At 28.1% G+C, this 15919-nt stretch carries 14 protein-coding genes and 1 tRNA gene; 10 read left to right on the forward strand and 5 right to left on the reverse strand.

The window, feature by feature from the left end:
- Positions 1 to 126: 126 nt before the first annotated feature.
- Entirely contained in the window at positions 127 to 1515 is a 1389-nt protein-coding gene (locus tag C4S76_RS08680; protein WP_105194077.1) for a DHA2 family efflux MFS transporter permease subunit, read from the forward strand.
- A 10-nt stretch (positions 1516 to 1525) separates the two neighbouring features.
- On the opposite strand, the gene serB is transcribed toward C4S76_RS08680, so the two are convergent.
- Together serB and folP are read right to left on the reverse strand one after the other, a co-directional pair.
- Positions 1526 to 2755 (reverse strand): phosphoserine phosphatase SerB, encoded by a 1230-nt coding sequence (serB, locus tag C4S76_RS08685; protein WP_105194078.1) that lies wholly within the window; start codon positions 2753 to 2755, stop codon positions 1526 to 1528.
- Between the two features lie 39 nt (positions 2756 to 2794).
- Positions 2795 to 3616: a dihydropteroate synthase gene (folP, locus tag C4S76_RS08690; RefSeq protein WP_105194079.1), complete on the reverse strand. Its 822-nt coding sequence runs from the start codon at positions 3614 to 3616 to the stop codon at positions 2795 to 2797.
- A gap of 397 nt (positions 3617 to 4013) precedes the next feature.
- Here folP and C4S76_RS08695 point away from each other — a divergent pair, with 397 nt between their 5' ends.
- The 4 genes from C4S76_RS08695 (at position 4014) to gyrB (ending at position 8553) form a co-directional block, all read left to right on the forward strand.
- Positions 4014 to 4556 (forward strand): DUF1599 domain-containing protein, encoded by a 543-nt coding sequence (locus tag C4S76_RS08695; RefSeq protein ID WP_105194080.1) that lies wholly within the window; start codon positions 4014 to 4016, stop codon positions 4554 to 4556.
- An 11-nt stretch (positions 4557 to 4567) separates the two neighbouring features.
- Positions 4568 to 5659: a BT_3928 family protein gene (locus C4S76_RS08700; RefSeq protein WP_105194081.1), complete on the forward strand. Its 1092-nt coding sequence runs from the start codon at positions 4568 to 4570 to the stop codon at positions 5657 to 5659.
- 15 nt (positions 5660 to 5674) lie between these two features.
- On the forward strand, positions 5675 to 6433 hold the full coding sequence (gene tpiA / locus C4S76_RS08705; RefSeq protein ID WP_105194082.1) for a triose-phosphate isomerase: 759 nt from the start codon (positions 5675 to 5677) through the stop codon (positions 6431 to 6433).
- Positions 6434 to 6615: 182 nt separating this feature from the next.
- Positions 6616 to 8553, forward strand: a complete 1938-nt coding sequence (gene gyrB, locus C4S76_RS08710; RefSeq protein WP_105194083.1) for a DNA topoisomerase (ATP-hydrolyzing) subunit B — start codon at positions 6616 to 6618, stop codon at positions 8551 to 8553.
- A 278-nt stretch (positions 8554 to 8831) separates the two neighbouring features.
- On the opposite strand, the gene C4S76_RS08715 is transcribed toward gyrB, so the two are convergent.
- Both C4S76_RS08715 and C4S76_RS08720 read right to left on the reverse strand, forming a co-directional pair.
- Positions 8832 to 9710 (reverse strand): hypothetical protein, encoded by an 879-nt coding sequence (locus C4S76_RS08715; RefSeq protein ID WP_105194084.1) that lies wholly within the window; start codon positions 9708 to 9710, stop codon positions 8832 to 8834.
- On the reverse strand, positions 9707 to 10387 hold the full coding sequence (locus tag C4S76_RS08720; RefSeq protein WP_105194085.1) for a TrmH family RNA methyltransferase: 681 nt from the start codon (positions 10385 to 10387) through the stop codon (positions 9707 to 9709). The genes C4S76_RS08715 and C4S76_RS08720 overlap by 4 nt, the downstream gene beginning before the upstream one ends.
- 68 nt (positions 10388 to 10455) lie before the next feature.
- Between C4S76_RS08720 and C4S76_RS12145 the strand changes: the two genes are divergently transcribed.
- The 5 genes from C4S76_RS12145 to C4S76_RS08735 all read left to right on the forward strand — a co-directional run bounded on the left by C4S76_RS12145 (position 10456) and on the right by C4S76_RS08735 (position 13003).
- Positions 10456 to 10698: an asparaginase domain-containing protein gene (locus tag C4S76_RS12145; RefSeq protein WP_317045854.1), complete on the forward strand. Its 243-nt coding sequence runs from the start codon at positions 10456 to 10458 to the stop codon at positions 10696 to 10698.
- A complete protein-coding gene (locus C4S76_RS12150) occupies positions 10688 to 10903 on the forward strand; it encodes an asparaginase domain-containing protein (protein ID WP_317045855.1) in 216 nt (71 codons plus the stop codon). The genes C4S76_RS12145 and C4S76_RS12150 overlap by 11 nt, the downstream gene beginning before the upstream one ends.
- Positions 10812 to 11480 carry an asparaginase gene (locus tag C4S76_RS08725; RefSeq protein ID WP_317045856.1) on the forward strand — a complete coding sequence of 223 codons (669 nt, stop codon included), beginning with the start codon at positions 10812 to 10814 and terminating at the stop codon, positions 11478 to 11480. The genes C4S76_RS12150 and C4S76_RS08725 overlap by 92 nt, the downstream gene beginning before the upstream one ends.
- Positions 11481 to 11530: 50 nt before the next feature.
- Positions 11531 to 11617: transfer RNA gene (locus C4S76_RS08730), tRNA-Ser, on the forward strand.
- Between the two features lie 555 nt (positions 11618 to 12172).
- The gene (locus tag C4S76_RS08735; RefSeq protein WP_105194086.1) at positions 12173 to 13003 is read left to right on the forward strand and encodes an aldo/keto reductase; all 831 of its coding nucleotides are present in this window, start codon (positions 12173 to 12175) and stop codon (positions 13001 to 13003) included.
- A gap of 370 nt (positions 13004 to 13373) precedes the next feature.
- Here C4S76_RS08735 and C4S76_RS08740 read toward each other — a convergent pair whose 3' ends face one another.
- Positions 13374 to 15821: a heavy metal translocating P-type ATPase gene (locus C4S76_RS08740; protein ID WP_105194087.1), complete on the reverse strand. Its 2448-nt coding sequence runs from the start codon at positions 15819 to 15821 to the stop codon at positions 13374 to 13376.
- Between the last annotated feature and the right edge of the window lie 98 nt (positions 15822 to 15919).

Raw genomic sequence — 15919 nt, forward strand, 5'->3', positions numbered from 1 at the left:
TATTATCTGTTTTATAAAACATTTATTGGTGAAATATAAAATAACAAGTGAGTCTATCAAATCAATTTTATATTATAATTTTAACTTTTTTATTACATTATTTACATGACAATCTAAAAATAATTTATGCAGGAGGTAAAAATATCTAAATGGCTACCTTGGGTAGGGGCCATTGCTATGTTTATGCAATCTTTAGATGGTACAATTCTAAACACAGCCTTACCATCTATTGCTAATAAATTACATAGATCTCCCTTAGAAATGCATTCAATTATCATAGCATATACTCTTACTTTAGCTTTATTAATCCCCTTAAGTGGATGGCTTTCAGATAAATTTGGATCGCGTAATATTTTTATTATGGCGGTAGCTATATTTACCATAGGTTCTTTAGCCTGTGCTTTATCAAAAACTTTAGAATTGCTAATAATAACAAGAATTATACAGGCAATTGGAGGATCTATGATGGTACCTGTATCACGTTTGATACTTTTGTATACCTATCCTAAAAATCAACTTCTTAAAGTTATTAATTTTGTTACTATGCCCGGACTGATTGGCTCAGTAATAGGACCAACCTTAGGAGGGTGGTTAGTACAAGTAGCTTCATGGCATTGGATATTTTTAATTAATATTCCTATTGGATTTATGGGAATTTTTTTATCATTGAAAGTAGTGCCCAATTATAAAAGAGAAAAAGGTAAATTTGATTTTATAGGTTTATTTTTATTCGGATTGGGATTAGTTTTGCTTTCTTTGAGCTTGGAATTTGGTGGAGATCAAACTTCTAATTTATGGGAATTTTTAATTACTTTCCTTTTAGGTTTCTTTTTATTAGTAATCTATGTTATATATTCAAAACATACATATTCTCCTCTAATAAATTTAAATATATTTAAAATAAGGACTTTAAGAATAGGGATTATAGGGAATTTAGCTACTCGTTTAGGAGTTGGGGGAGTTCCCCTTATGCTTCCGTTAATGTTACAAGTAGGTTATGGGAAAAAACCATTTATTGCTGGAATCATGCTTATTTTTTCAGCCATTACTACAGTGATAGCTAAATCTTGGGTAGTTCCTTTAGTAAAATATTTTGGGTATAGAAAATTGCTGATTATTAATACCTTACTATTAGGTTTTATTATTTCATTATTTGCATTACCTAATAAAAATACACCTTTAGTGTATTTCATTCCTATTTTAATTTTATATGGAGCTATTAATTCTATTCAAATGGCATCTATGAATAGTATTTCATTAGCAGATTTAACTCTTAAAAATGCTAGTCATGGGAATACTATGTTATCAGTAACTCAACAATTATCAATAAGTTTTGGAATTTCTGTAAGTTCAATGATTTTAAGAGGATTTGATGCTTCTAAAATATTTAAAGATGTAATTTTTACTTTTAAAGCAACCTTTATTGTTTTAGGGTTGATAACAATCCTATCTACATTTATATTCCGAAGGTTAAAATCGGGAGATGGCAAAGAAATGTCCGGAGTAAATCAGTAAAAAATCTTTTTCAAGATATGTTTAACATTTCTATATCTTCTGAGGAATCTTTGTATCCTAAAAAATATAAAATTCCATCTAATCCAATTGTAGAAAGTGAATGTTTTGCATTTTCTTTAACTGTTTTTTTTGCATGAAAAGCGATACCTAATCCGGCAATAGAAAGCATAGGTAAATCATTGGCACCATCTCCTACAGCTACTGTTTGTTGAATATCAATATTTTCTTTTTGAGCTAAAAATTTTAGATATTCAGCTTTCTTTTTGCCATCAACTATGTCACCTATATATTTTCCAGTTAACTTACCATCAACAATATCTAAAGTATTAGCAAAAACATAATCAAAACCAAACTTTTCTTTTAAATAATTTCCGAAATAAGTAAAACCACCAGATATTATAGCAGTTTTATAACCACTTTTTTTAAGAATAATCATTAGTCTTTCTAACCCTTCAGTTATAGGAAGTTTTTTTGCTATTTTTTCTAATATTGACTGGTCTAAACCTTTTAATAGCTTTATACGCCTTTTAAAACTTTCACAAAAATCAATTTCACCATTCATAGCGGATTCCGTAATAGCTTTTACTTCTTTGCCAACTCCTGCTTTTTCCGCTAATTCATCAATTACCTCGGTCTGAATTAAAGTAGAGTCCATATCAAAACAGATTAATCTACGCATTCTCCGATATTTATTTTCCTCTTGCAAAGCTATATCAATATTTAATTCAGAAGAGATGATTAAAAATTTTTTTTGAATTTCTCTTATATTAGTAAGATTTCCTCTTACGGCAAATTCAAAACAAGTACGATTAATTTGTTTATTTAAAGGGATTCTCTGAGTAAGACGAATTATTCTTTCAATGTTTAGTTTAAATTTAAGTAGAACTTCGGAAACAATAGAAATTTGATTTGCATTTAACTCTTTTCCTAAAATATGAATTATATAGCGATTTTTTCCCTGTACTTTTACCCAATCAGAATATTCCTGTTGCGTTAATGCAGAAAAACGTACATTAATATTTAATTCATTAGCCTTAAAAAGTATTTCTTTCAGAATATTTCCTGAATTTCCATTTTTAGACATAAAAATTAAAGCTAAAGATAGTGAATGGTGGATATTAGCTTGTCCTATATCTAAAATTTTAGCGTTATATTTTCCTAATATATGAGTTAAAGCACTAGTAATACCAGGTTTATCTGCCCCTGTAATATTTACCAAAATAATTTCTGAATTTTGCATACAAAAAATGAGGTAATAAAATTATAAATATTTTTAAAACTATCTCAACATTTCCCATAATTTTATTATTTCTTTTGCTTCTTTTACATCATGAACCCGGAGTAAATGAGCTCCATGTTCTAAAGCATACAAATGTAAAGCAGAAGTTGGGGTAAGAATTTTCTGGGCAGTGGTATTTAATAATTTATATATCATTCCTTTACGGGATATACCTACATATAAAGGAAGATTGAAGATAGCGAATTTGTCCAGGTTTTTCATTATTTCATAGTTTTGTTCCAAAGTTTTGCTAAATCCAAATCCCGGATCTAAAAGAATATCATTAACACCCAATTCTTTTAATTCGTTTATCTTTTCTGAAAAGAAATAATTTATGTCTAATATAAGATCTTTGTAATTAGTTTGTTGAGACATAGTTTTAGGAGTCCCTTTCATGTGCATAAGAACATAAGGAACTTTCAAACGCCCTATAGTTGAAAACATATTTTCATCAATATTTCCACCGGAAATATCATTTATCATTCCTGCGCCTTCATTGACTGTTTCTTCCGCTACTTTTGACCAAAAAGTGTCTACGGAAATCTTAGAATCTGGAAATTCTTTTTTTATTTGTCTAAGAACAGGAATTATTCTTTTTAATTCTACTTCAGCAGATAAAAAATCAGCACCAGGACGTGTAGATTGACCACCTATATCTATAAAATCAGCCCCATCTATAATTAATTTTTCCGTTTGTTTTAAAGCTTTATCCATAGAAGAATATTTGCCTCCATCATAAAAAGAATCTTCAGTTAGATTTAAGATTCCGGCAATTTTAGGCTCTGAAAAATCTATTAGCTCTCCATTTACGTTGATAGTCATATAAAATATAATTTATACAAAATTAAATATGACAAATATATAATCTTATTTTTTATTGATTTTTCTAATACTTCAGTTGTAACCAGTAGGAATTGAAATTTAAATGTAAACTCTGTTGTATTTATAATTTTAATTACTTATATGTACAAATAAAATTATTCTTTAAGCAAAAAAATAATTTATATGTTGTCTATTATTTATTTTTTTAAATATGAGGGATATATTTTTTAAAAACATATGAAATATTTATTTACAAATTAATAGAAATTTATAATGCTTATACTTTCTTCATTTGCAATATGTTTAACTAATATATTATATTACATTTTCAGATAAAATTTTTAATAAGAAAATATATTAATTAAATAATAGTATTTTTGCTAAGAATTATAAAAATATGAAAGATACTTCTCAACAATTTGATAATGTTATTTCTAGCTGTAAAAAATTATTTAAGAATAAAATGTTAGATTATGGCTCGGCATGGAGAATTTTAAGACTTCCATCTTTGACTGACCAGATATATATCAAAGTTAGTAGGATAAGAACTTTACAAGAAAAAGGAGAACAAAAAGTACCTGAAAATGTTGATGGAGAGTTTATTGCCATAATTAATTATTCTGTTATGTCATTAATTCAAATGGAAAAAGGTATAGCAGAACAACCGGATTTAAATACAGAAGAAGCAATAAAACTATACGAAAAAAAAGTAAATGAGGCTAAAGATTTAATGCAAAAAAAGAATCATGATTATGGAGAAGTTTGGCGAGATATGAGGGTTAGTTCAATTACGGATTTAATTCTTCAAAAATTGTTACGAATAAAACAAATTGAAAATAATGAAGGTAAAACTCTAGTTTCAGAAGGTTTAGATGCTAATTATTATGACATTGTGAATTATGCAGTTTTTGCATTAATTTTATTAAACTATAATTCCTAGAAAGATGTTATATGAAATACGTTACAAATTTTTTTAGAGTTATTGTGGGGATCATTTTTATAATTTCTGGAATCGTAAAAACAATAGATCCCATAGGTTTTTCATATAAACTGGAAGAGTATTTTGGAGAAGGAGTTTTTAATATTTCTTTTTTAGAAAATTTGGCTTTGCCATTATCTATATTTTTTGTAATCGCTGAAGTTATGTTAGGATTGTTATTACTTCTGGGAATATGTAAAAAATTTACTGTATATGCACTTTTATCACTTATTATATTTTTTTCATTTTTAACATTTTATTCAGCATATTTTAATAAAGTTACTGATTGTGGGTGTTTTGGTGATGCATTGAAACTTAAACCTTGGTTTTCTTTTTATAAAGATATAATATTATTGTTATTTATAATAATATTGGTTTTAGGTTTAAAATATATAAAACCTGTATTTCCATCAAAAATAAGAATTACATTAGTTATAATATCTTTTGTTTTTTGCTGTTGGATAGCATATATGGGAATAGCACATTTACCTCTTATCGATTTTAGACCCTATGCCATAGGTAAAGATTTAAAAAAAGAAATGAATGATGGTATTCCTCCAGAAATTTCTATAATTTATACTATGGAAAATAGTAAGGATAAAAAACAAAAAAAAGTTTCTTCAGAAGAATACATGAATAGTGGCATTTGGGAAGATACTTTATGGCATATAATAAAAACGGATCAAAAAATAATTAAAGAAGCAGTATTGCCTTCAGTTCATGATTTTTACATAGAATGTGACGGTTTTGATAGAGCAAAAGAAGTAGTAAATTCAGACAAGTTTTTAGTATTTACAATTCCCTATGCTCATAAATTAAGCATTATAGAAAAAGCAAAGTTGAGAAAAATCACTAATGAGCTGATGCAAAAAAATATTAATTTTGTAGTGGCTACTAATGATCCGAAGATTATGATGCCTATTAAATCATGTATAACAGATCCTACTACTTTAAAAACAATTAATAGAAGTGTAATAGGATTAATGATCTTAAAAAAAGGAATAGTAGTAGCTAAATATCATGTAAATGATCTACCTACTATAAAACAAATTGAAAAATTATAGATAAATAGTATAATTATGAGAAAAAAAATCGTAGCAGGTAACTGGAAAATGAATAAAACTCTACCAGAAGCACAATTATTATTATCAGAAATAGACAAATATTTACAAGCAAATTCACCTAAATGTGAAGTGATAGCTGGGATTCCTTTTGTTTATTTAGAAAACGCTAAGGCTCAACATAAAAATTTTAAAATATTTTCTGAAGATATCTCTGAACATAAATCAGGAGCCTATACTGGAGAAGTGTCTGCAGAGATGCTAACTTCTCTTCATGTTGATGGATCGATTATAGGACATTCCGAAAGAAGACAGTATCATAAAGAAACCGATGAACAAATAGGAGCTAAAGTTAAAATAGCATTAGAGAATGGATTAACACCTATGTTCTGTAATGGAGAAGTATTGGAAGAAAGAAAAGCAGGAAAACATTTTGAAGTTGTAAAAAGACAAACAGAAGTGGCCTTATTTAATCTTTCAGCAGAAGAAATTAGTAAAGTAGTTATTGCCTATGAGCCGGTTTGGGCTATAGGAACAGGAGAAACAGCTACTCCAGAACAGGCTCAGGAAATACATGCATATATCAGAAGTTTAATAGCAGATAAATATGGGAAAGAAGTAGCCGATTCTGTATCAATATTATATGGTGGAAGTGTGAAACCTTCGAATGCTAAAGAAATTTTTTCTAAACCCGATGTAGATGGAGGATTAATAGGAGGAGCATCACTTAATATAGAAGATTTTAGTGCATTAATAAAAACATACTCTGAAATTTAATTCAAACCTGTATAAAACAAAAAAATCGGATATCATTATCCGATTTTTTTGTTTGTAATATAATATAGAAAATGTAAAAAATAAAGAAACATTTTGCATTTAGTTCATAGAGAAATACAATAAAATATTGTATTTTTGTAGTTAACTGTTTCAGTTAAATAAAGAATTGATATTATAATAATATGAGTGAAAAAAAATATACAGCTGATAGTATTCAAGCATTAGAAGGAATTGAACACGTTAGAATGCGTCCATCAATGTACATTGGAGATGTAGGACTTAGAGGTCTACACCATTTAGTATATGAAGTTGTTGATAATTCCATTGATGAAGCATTAGCTGGTTATTGTGATCGAATCGACGTAATTATTGAAAAAGATAATTCTATTACCGTAAAAGATAATGGACGGGGAATACCTGTAGATATAAATACCAAAACCGGACTTTCGGCATTAGAACTGGTTATGACTAAAATAGGTGCGGGTGGTAAGTTTGATAAAGATTCTTATAAGGTTTCTGGAGGATTACATGGAGTAGGGGTTTCCTGTGTAAATGCATTATCTACAGAATTGATAGCTATTGTAAACAGAGACGGGAAACAATATAAACAAGTGTATTCTAAAGGAGTAGCATTAGCACCTGTAGAAGTTGTAGGAACTTCCGATCATACAGGAACATTTGTAACATTTACACCGGATGCTACAATTTTTAATGATACAGAATATAACTATGATACTTTAGCAGCAAGATTAAGAGAACTTTCTTTTTTAAATAAAGGAATAACTATAAACCTTTCAGATCTGCGTGAAATAGATGAAGATGGAAATCCCAAATCAGATACTTTTTATTCAGAAAGAGGATTAGAAGAATTTGTAGAATTTATAGATGGCAATAGGGAACCTTTAATGGAAGAAATTATACATATGGAAGGTGAAGTGGATAATGTTCCTGTAGAAGTGGCTATGAGGTATAATACTTCTTATACTGAAAATATACATTCATATGTAAATAATATTAATACCCATGAGGGTGGAACCCATCTTACGGGCTTCAGAAGAGCTTTAACCCGAACTTTAAAGAAGTATGCAGATGAAAATATAAATTTAGCAAAAGAAAAAGTTGAAATTACAGGAGATGATTTTAGGGAAGGATTAACAGCAGTTGTTTCAGTAAAAGTTATGGAACCTCAGTTTGAGGGACAAACTAAAACGAAACTAGGAAATTCTGAAGTTAGTTCAGCTGTAGATAAAATTGTTTCGGAGATGTTAACTAATTATTTAGAGGAACATCCTAATGAAGCTAAACAAATTGTACAAAAAGTATTATTAGCAGCCAAAGCAAGACAAGCTGCCAAAAAGGCTCGAGAACTAGTTCAGAGAAAATCTCCCATGGGAGGAAGCGGACTTCCTGGTAAATTAGCTGATTGTTCCTCTCGTAATGCAGAAGAAAGTGAATTATTTTTAGTCGAAGGAGATTCAGCTGGAGGAACAGCTAAACAAGGGCGTGATCGTATGTTTCAAGCTATTTTACCACTAAGGGGTAAAATTTTAAATGTAGAGAAAGCCATGAGCTATAAAGTTTTTGAAAGTGAAGAAATAAAAAACATATATACAGCATTAGGAGTTTCCGTTGGCACTGAAGAAGATTCAAAGGAGTTAAATCTATCAAAACTAAGATATCATAAAGTAGTTATTATGACAGATGCAGATGTCGACGGTTCCCATATTACAACTCTAATATTAACATTCTTTTTCCGTTATATGAAAGAAATGATTGAAAGAGGATATATTTATATAGCTACCCCGCCTTTATATTTATTAAAGAAAGGAAATAAAGAATATTATGCATGGGATGATAAACATAGAGAAGAAATAGCAACGCAACTAGCTAATGCCCAAGGAAAAGGATTTACAGTACAAAGATATAAAGGGTTAGGAGAAATGAATGCAGAACAGCTATGGGATACAACTATGAATCCGGAACGAAGAACTTTACGTCAGGTTACAATAAATAATGCATCAGAAGCAGATCGTATATTTTCTATGTTGATGGGAGACGATGTACCACCTCGTAGAGAATTTATAGAAAAAAATGCCGCTTATGCTAATATAGATGCATAAAGAAATATAAAATTCAAAATAATAAAAAAACTCTCTTATATAAAGAGAGTTTTTTTATTATAATATTTATTGCATTTGATAAATTGAAAATATTATATCTATAATTTTATTAACATAATTTGTAATAAATATAAACTAATTCCATTTATTTCACAAATAGAGGAGTATTAAAAAAATTATTAATCTTATATTTTGAAACTTTTTTCCTTAGCTGAGATAAATAATATTATATATAAAAAATTTACAACTATTATAATATTTTCACATATAAAACATATTTATTTATCAAATAATTTTTTTTGATATTCATCATGAACATTTTTATTATCTTCGTTAATATTATCAACTTCTTCATTAATATTCATGTCTTTGGAAAAATTATTTTCTTCTATATCATTAATTGAATCAGAAGTATTATTATTTAATTCATCCAATGCTTTAATTTTACTTTGAAAATCAGATATTACTAATTGTTGCGCCTGTATTTCTTCATCCAAAGATTTATTACGTTCGGTAAGGTTCTGTATATCAGATTTATTAATTTCTATATTATTTTTTATTTTAGATAATTTGGTAATTTCTTTATCAGATAAATCTTCAGAATTAGAAACTTCTATCCTTTGACTATCTTTTCGTATAGCACCTTCTAAAAATTTAATATTATCTAAATTTCTTATTTTTTGCTTATTTAAAGAAAGACTATATGTTTTTGCATTATTTAAATCATCTGAGTAACAGGATTTAAGGATATTGAGACGGAATTTTTCTAAAGCTATTACCGCAGGTTTCAATTCCTCTTTGGAACTTTCGGCTGTTAAAAAGTCTCCCTGTATATTTTGAAAAGAAGTAAATATAGTCATAGTATTGTCCTCATTGTAACTGTAGGCAAAATTTCCATTCCATTCCTCTCCTGAAGATGAAAATTTAATATTTGTACCTTTAACTTTATTAACAATACCTCCTTTGATTTTCCCATTTTGTTTCTTAATAAATGTTTTCCAGTTATTAACCAAAACCTCTTTATTACAGATAGGATTAGAAAACCCAAAAGCATCCATAGTTTTATCATTTTCTGTATAAGTCATTTCTTGAATATTTTGAGCATGTAGAAATAAAACATATAAAAAACTTATACTTGCAATCAATCTTTTTTTCATATTTTCACATTTTTTAAATAATGCTTAGCAATTTCTTCTCCGGAACTTACAGAATTTATTGCCCATTTTATTTTTAAATTCAATTTTTCTTGTTGGGTTAGTTTCCAGTTTAAGTTACTTTTTTCCAATTTGTTTCTCATCTCATAGAAACAGATCCCTGCAGCAACAGAAACATTAAGACTTTCTGTAAATCCTAACATGGGTATTTGAATACAAACATCAGAAAAATCTAAAAAATCTTTACTGATACCCCTAAATTCTGTTCCAAATATAACTGCTGTAGGTTGATTAGGAATATAATTTTGAATATTTATAGCTGTTTTTTCAGGTGAAATTGATGCAATTAAATACCCTTTATCCTTAATTTTCTTTAATGAATCAATATTGGATTGCATAAAATGAATATCTATCCATTTATCAGCACCTCTGGAAACAGAACTCTCAGGAATAAAAGAATTTCGGTTTTCCAAAGCATATAAGGTTTGAAATCCAAAAGCTTCCATACTTCTGACTATAGCACCTGCATTTCTAAATTGATAAATATCTTCCATTACTGGAACTATAAAATTACTTCTTTCATTTACTAGATTCTCAATCTTTTGTAATTTTTCAGGAGTAATAAAATCCTTAAGATATTCATATAGTTTTAAATTATTTTGAAAATCTTTTTGAATCATGTCTCAAAAATAAGAATTTTAGATGTTAATATTTTCATAAATTGCAAAGTTAAAATCTAAAAATTAATATGAAAAAACAGGTTTTAATTATTTATACCGGAGATACTATAGGAATGGTAAAAAAATATGGAACCGGAGTATTACAACCTTTTGATTTTAATCATATTTTAGATCATATTCCCGAAATTAAATGGTTGGAAGTTTCAATAGATTTTATAGAATTTGAAACACCCATGGATTCTTCTGATATTACCTCCCAAAGAATGGAAGAGGTTAGCAAATATTATAATAGAGAAATATATGAAATATGATGGTTTTGTAGTTCTACATGGAACAGATACTATGTCGTATACTTCTTCAGCACTAAGTTTTTATGTTACAAGGATTACAAAAATCTATAATTTTTACAGGATCTCAATTACCTATAAGAAAGTTAAGAACAGATTCAAAAGAAAATTTTATAACCTCTATTTACTATGCAAGTTTATATTTAGAAAATGTTCCGGCAATTCGTGAGGTATGTTTATATTTTGAACATAAACTTTACAGAGCAAATCAAACCACTAAATTTTCAGCAGAACATTTTGATGCATTTATATCACCAAATTACCCTAAGTTAGGAGAATCAGGAGTAAATTTAGGAATATTTCCTGATAATCTATTAAAATCTAAGACAGAACTTCAGGTTAATTTGAATATAGAAGATAAAGTAAATATTTTCACATTTTTTCCCGGCAAAAGAAAAGAATATTTAGACGCTATGATAGCTAATCCTCATATTAAAGGAATTGTGTTAAGAACTTTCGGATCAGAAAATATACCTTCAGATACGCATACCCTTCAATCAATAGCAAAAGCTAAAGAATTTGGAAAAGAATTAGTAATTATAACACAATGTATCAGAGGTAGTGTAAATTTAGGTAAGTATCAAAACAGTTTGATTTTTAGTGAATTAGAGGTAATAAACGGATATGATATTACAGTTGAAGCCGCAATTACAAAACCCATGTGCATATTAGGAAAAAATAATTATACTTCTCAACAAATCAAATGTGAATTTGAAAAAAGTTGGGCTGGAGAAATTTCTGTATAGCAAAATTATTTTTAAATAATAAAAAAATATGTACATTTGCAAACCATTACAGAGAGGTGCTCGAGTGGTTGAAGAGGCTACCCTGGAAAGGTAGTATACGGGTAACCGTATCGAGGGTTCGAATCCCTTCCTCTCTGCTAAAGACTTATAAATAAATATTTATAAGTCTTTTTTGAGTTTATATACTTTCTATTTTAATGATTTGTGTTAAATTTCTCTTTATATTTTAGATAAAAAAATTTTAATTTCATTCTTTTAAAATAATAAAAAGTCGAAAATCTTTTTTAAATATTGAAATTAATTAATTGAAAATAAGTTGCTTATTTACTATAAAAATTATATTTAGTAACTCTTTAAAAGTCAATTTTACAAAATATTTTTGTTTTATAAATATTCTATAATTGATAAATTGTGCTTAATAGAAAAAAGCTAAACCAATGGCTTCTAGCAATGTAAAGTTTTTGTATTTTATACATTCTAGGATATTGAAACAATTTTACTACATTCATTGCTTTTTATAACTAGAGATTAGGTACATTCTAAAGAATTTAGTAAAAAATACTAATCAATGGGCAAGCATAATAGTTAAAGAATTATATAATGGGAAGATACTGATCATTTACACTTTTAAAAAATTTAAAATATTATTTTAAATTTTATATCATTTTAAAATTATATGATTAAATTTATATATGAAACAAAAAACAGTAACTTTTCGTAATGGTCAACAGGTATCAGCTTTAGGACAAGGTACATGGCACATGGGTAAAAATTCTTTAAAAAAAATAGAAGAAATAACCGCATTACAAGTAGGTATAGATTTAGGATTAAAAGTATTGGATACTGCAGAAATGTATGATAATGAAGAGCTAGTCGGTGAGGCAATAAAAGGATTAAGGGATAAAGTATTTCTAATTAGTAAAGTCTTACCTAGCAATGCTAGCCTACAAGGTACAATACAGGCTTGTGAAAGAAGCTTAAAAAAGTTAAAAACCGATTATTTAGATTTATACTTACTACATTGGCAAGGAAGTTATCCCTTTAATGAAACTGTATCAGCTATGATTAAACTTCAACGAGAAGGTAAAATAAAACAGTGGGGAGTTAGTAATATGGATGTTTCCGAAATGGAGGAGTTTTTTGCTCTGCCTCAAGGAAATACATGTGCGGTAGATCAGGTAGCATATAATCTACAAACCAGAGGAATAGAATTTGATTTATTACCTTGGGCTAAAAATAAAAATATGCCTGTTATTGCCTATTCGCCTATTGGTGAAGGAAATTTGGTAGAAAATAAACTTCTGAAAGAAATAGCTCAAAAACACCAAGCAACTTCCGTGCAAATAGCTTTAGCTTGGACAATGAGAAATCAGGGTCTAATAGCTATACCCAAAGCAGGTTCTGTTGCTCATGTTAAAGAAAACTATGAAAGTTTATCTATTAAACTCTCTTCGCAAGATCTAGAATTACTGGATAAGCTATTTCCACCTCCTGATAAAAAAATTCCTTTAGCATTATGGTAATAATAATATAAGCATTTTTTTACTAAAAAAAATAATGAAAAAAATACAGAATAATCTTTTAATTAATCAGATCTAAAATTAATAAGATTTATTATTTACATAAATTATTTTATTTATTTGTATTGGTTTTACACTTATTTTATATATTGTTTATTTTATATAAAAAACAATTATTTTGTCTCAATATAAAAATAAAAATATTAAAATAATTAAAAATATTGATTTAATTACGGATTTCCGTAAAATAATACAATTGTTTGTTTGTAATTTTGTTATATAAAAAAGGATAAAATTAAATTTTCAAACATAAAAGATCTTTTTAGCGTCAGAAAGCCTCCCTTCTTTAAACGGAGGCTTTTTTTATGGAATTTTATTTTTTAAATTTTAATAAAATACTGTTGCAAACAACACTTACACTACTTAAAGCCATAGCAGCACTAGCAAGCATCGGGTTGAGTAAAAAACCGTTTACAGAATATAAAACTCCAGCAGCGATAGGAATTCCAATGATATTATATATAAAAGCCCAAAACAAATTTTGCTTAATAGTAGCTACTGTCTGTTTAGATAAACGAATAGCTTGAGGAACTTTTAATAAATCACCTGAAATGATAGTCATTTTAGCAACATCAATAGCAATATCCGAACCTTTCCCCATAGCGATACTTACATCTGCCTGAGCCAAAGCAGCACTGTCATTAATTCCGTCTCCAATCATTGCTATAATGTTTTTATTTTTGGAAGAATTTTGAAGTTGTTTTACAAAGTCAATTTTTTCTTGAGGAGAAACTTCAGACTTAAAATGTGTAATTCCAACTTTTTCTGCAACTAATTTTGCTGTTTCGTGATTATCACCTGTTAACATATAGATTTCAATGCCTAAATTTTTAATTTGTTTTATAGCCTCTTTGGAAGAAGCTTTTATTGCATCAGATATAGAAATAACAGAAAGAACCTGTGAATCATTTGTAAATACAAGTACAGTTTTAGCTTGAGATAACTTTGAACTAATATAACTTTGAATAGATTCTGTAATATAAATGTTTTTTTCATTAATGAAAGAAGGATTGCCAATATAAAATTTTTGATTATTAAAGTTACCTAAAATTCCTTTTCCTGTAATGTTTTCAATCTGTATAGTCGATAAAAATTTTGCTTTATTACGGATACTATTTACAATAGCTTCTGCTAGTGGATGTTCTGAAGATTTTTCTATACTATATAAAATATCGGAAAGACTTTGATTTGTTTCTGTAAACCATTCTATAGAATCTACGGTAGGTTTTCCTTCAGTAATTGTGCCGGTTTTATCCAAAATAATGGTATTAGTTTTTTTAGCAGTTTCTAAACTTTCTGCATCCTTAATTAAAATACCTTCTTGAGCGCCTTTGCCTACACCAACCATAATAGCTGTGGGAGTAGCTAATCCTAAAGCACAGGGACAAGCAATAACTAAGACAGTGACAAAGCATTGTATACCAAAAATAAAACCTTGATTTCCTCCTAAAATAATCCAAATCAATAATGTTAAAAAAGCTATAGAAAAAACTATAGGTACAAATATTCCGGCAATTTTATCTACTAATTTTTGAACAGGAGCTTTACTCCCTTGAGCTTCTTGCACGGTTTTTATGATTTGAGAAAGTAGGGTATCACTACCAACTTTTTCGGCCTTAAATTGGAAACTTCCTTTTTGATTTATAGTGCCTGCAAATACTTTATTTCCCTTAGATTTTTCAACAGGAATAGGTTCTCCACTTATCATACTTTCATCAACAAAAGAGTTTCCGGTTAGTACCTCACCATCTACAGCTATTTTTTCACCGGGTTTCACTAAAACAATCATATTCTTTTGTATATTTTTTATCGGAATTTCCATTTCATGTTTTTCATGATGAATAATTGTAACAGTCTTAGGCTGTAACCCAATTAATTTTTTTATGGCAGAAGAAGTATTCCCTTTGGCTGTTTGTTCTAAAACTTTACCAATAAGAATAAAGGTAATAATTACTGCAGAAGCTTCAAAATATACATGAGGTTTTAACCCACGATTAAGCCAAAAAGAGGGAAATAGAGTGTTAAATACACTAAATATATATGCAATTCCGGTACTAACTGCCACTAAAGTATCCATATTGGCAGAATGATGTTTTGCCTGTTTATAAGCACCAATAAAAAATTGTTTACCAAAAATAAAAACCACAGGGGTTGCCAATAACCACATAAGGTAATTAGCCCAACTTTGGTGCATAAAAAAGGGGATCATTCCAATAAGTACAAGTGGAATAGAGAGCAGAAGAGCTCCCCATGTTTTTCTTTTTAATGTTATGAAATGTTGTCTTTGTATATCATCTAATGAGTCTTTAGATTCATCACTTTCATCGATCATCAAATCATATCCAATTTCTTGTAGAGATTTTTTTAATTCTTCTGGGTTTATTAATGATGGTATATATTCTACATTGACAGATGCATTGGCATAATTAACTGAGGCGCTGACAACTCCTGTTTGTTGCTTTAAAACATTCTGACTACTGTTTGCACAAGAAGCACAACTTAAATTCATTATAGGATATGTTTTTTTTATAGTAGGTACATCATATCCTAAATTCCTTATTTCTTTTACTACTAGAGGAATTACAGAAGCAGTATCTTCAGCATGTATTTTTACACGATTATTGTTTAGTTCTATAGTATGTGATTGAATTTCTTTTACTGTATCTAAACCTTTATTTACTATTAAAGCACAATGTTCACTATCAACATTTTCTAAAGGTATATAGATAATATTTTTTTGAACGTTTTTTATAGGGCTCATTTTAATATGTTTAAAATAATACAAAATTAATAAGAAAAGGAGCCCCCTGTTTTGTAAAGTTATGGAATAAATTTATATTATGATTATTTCAATAGTTT

Origin of the sequence: Apibacter adventoris (assembly GCF_002964965.1) — a bacterium.
GTDB classification, from domain to species: domain Bacteria; phylum Bacteroidota; class Bacteroidia; order Flavobacteriales; family Weeksellaceae; genus Apibacter; species Apibacter adventoris.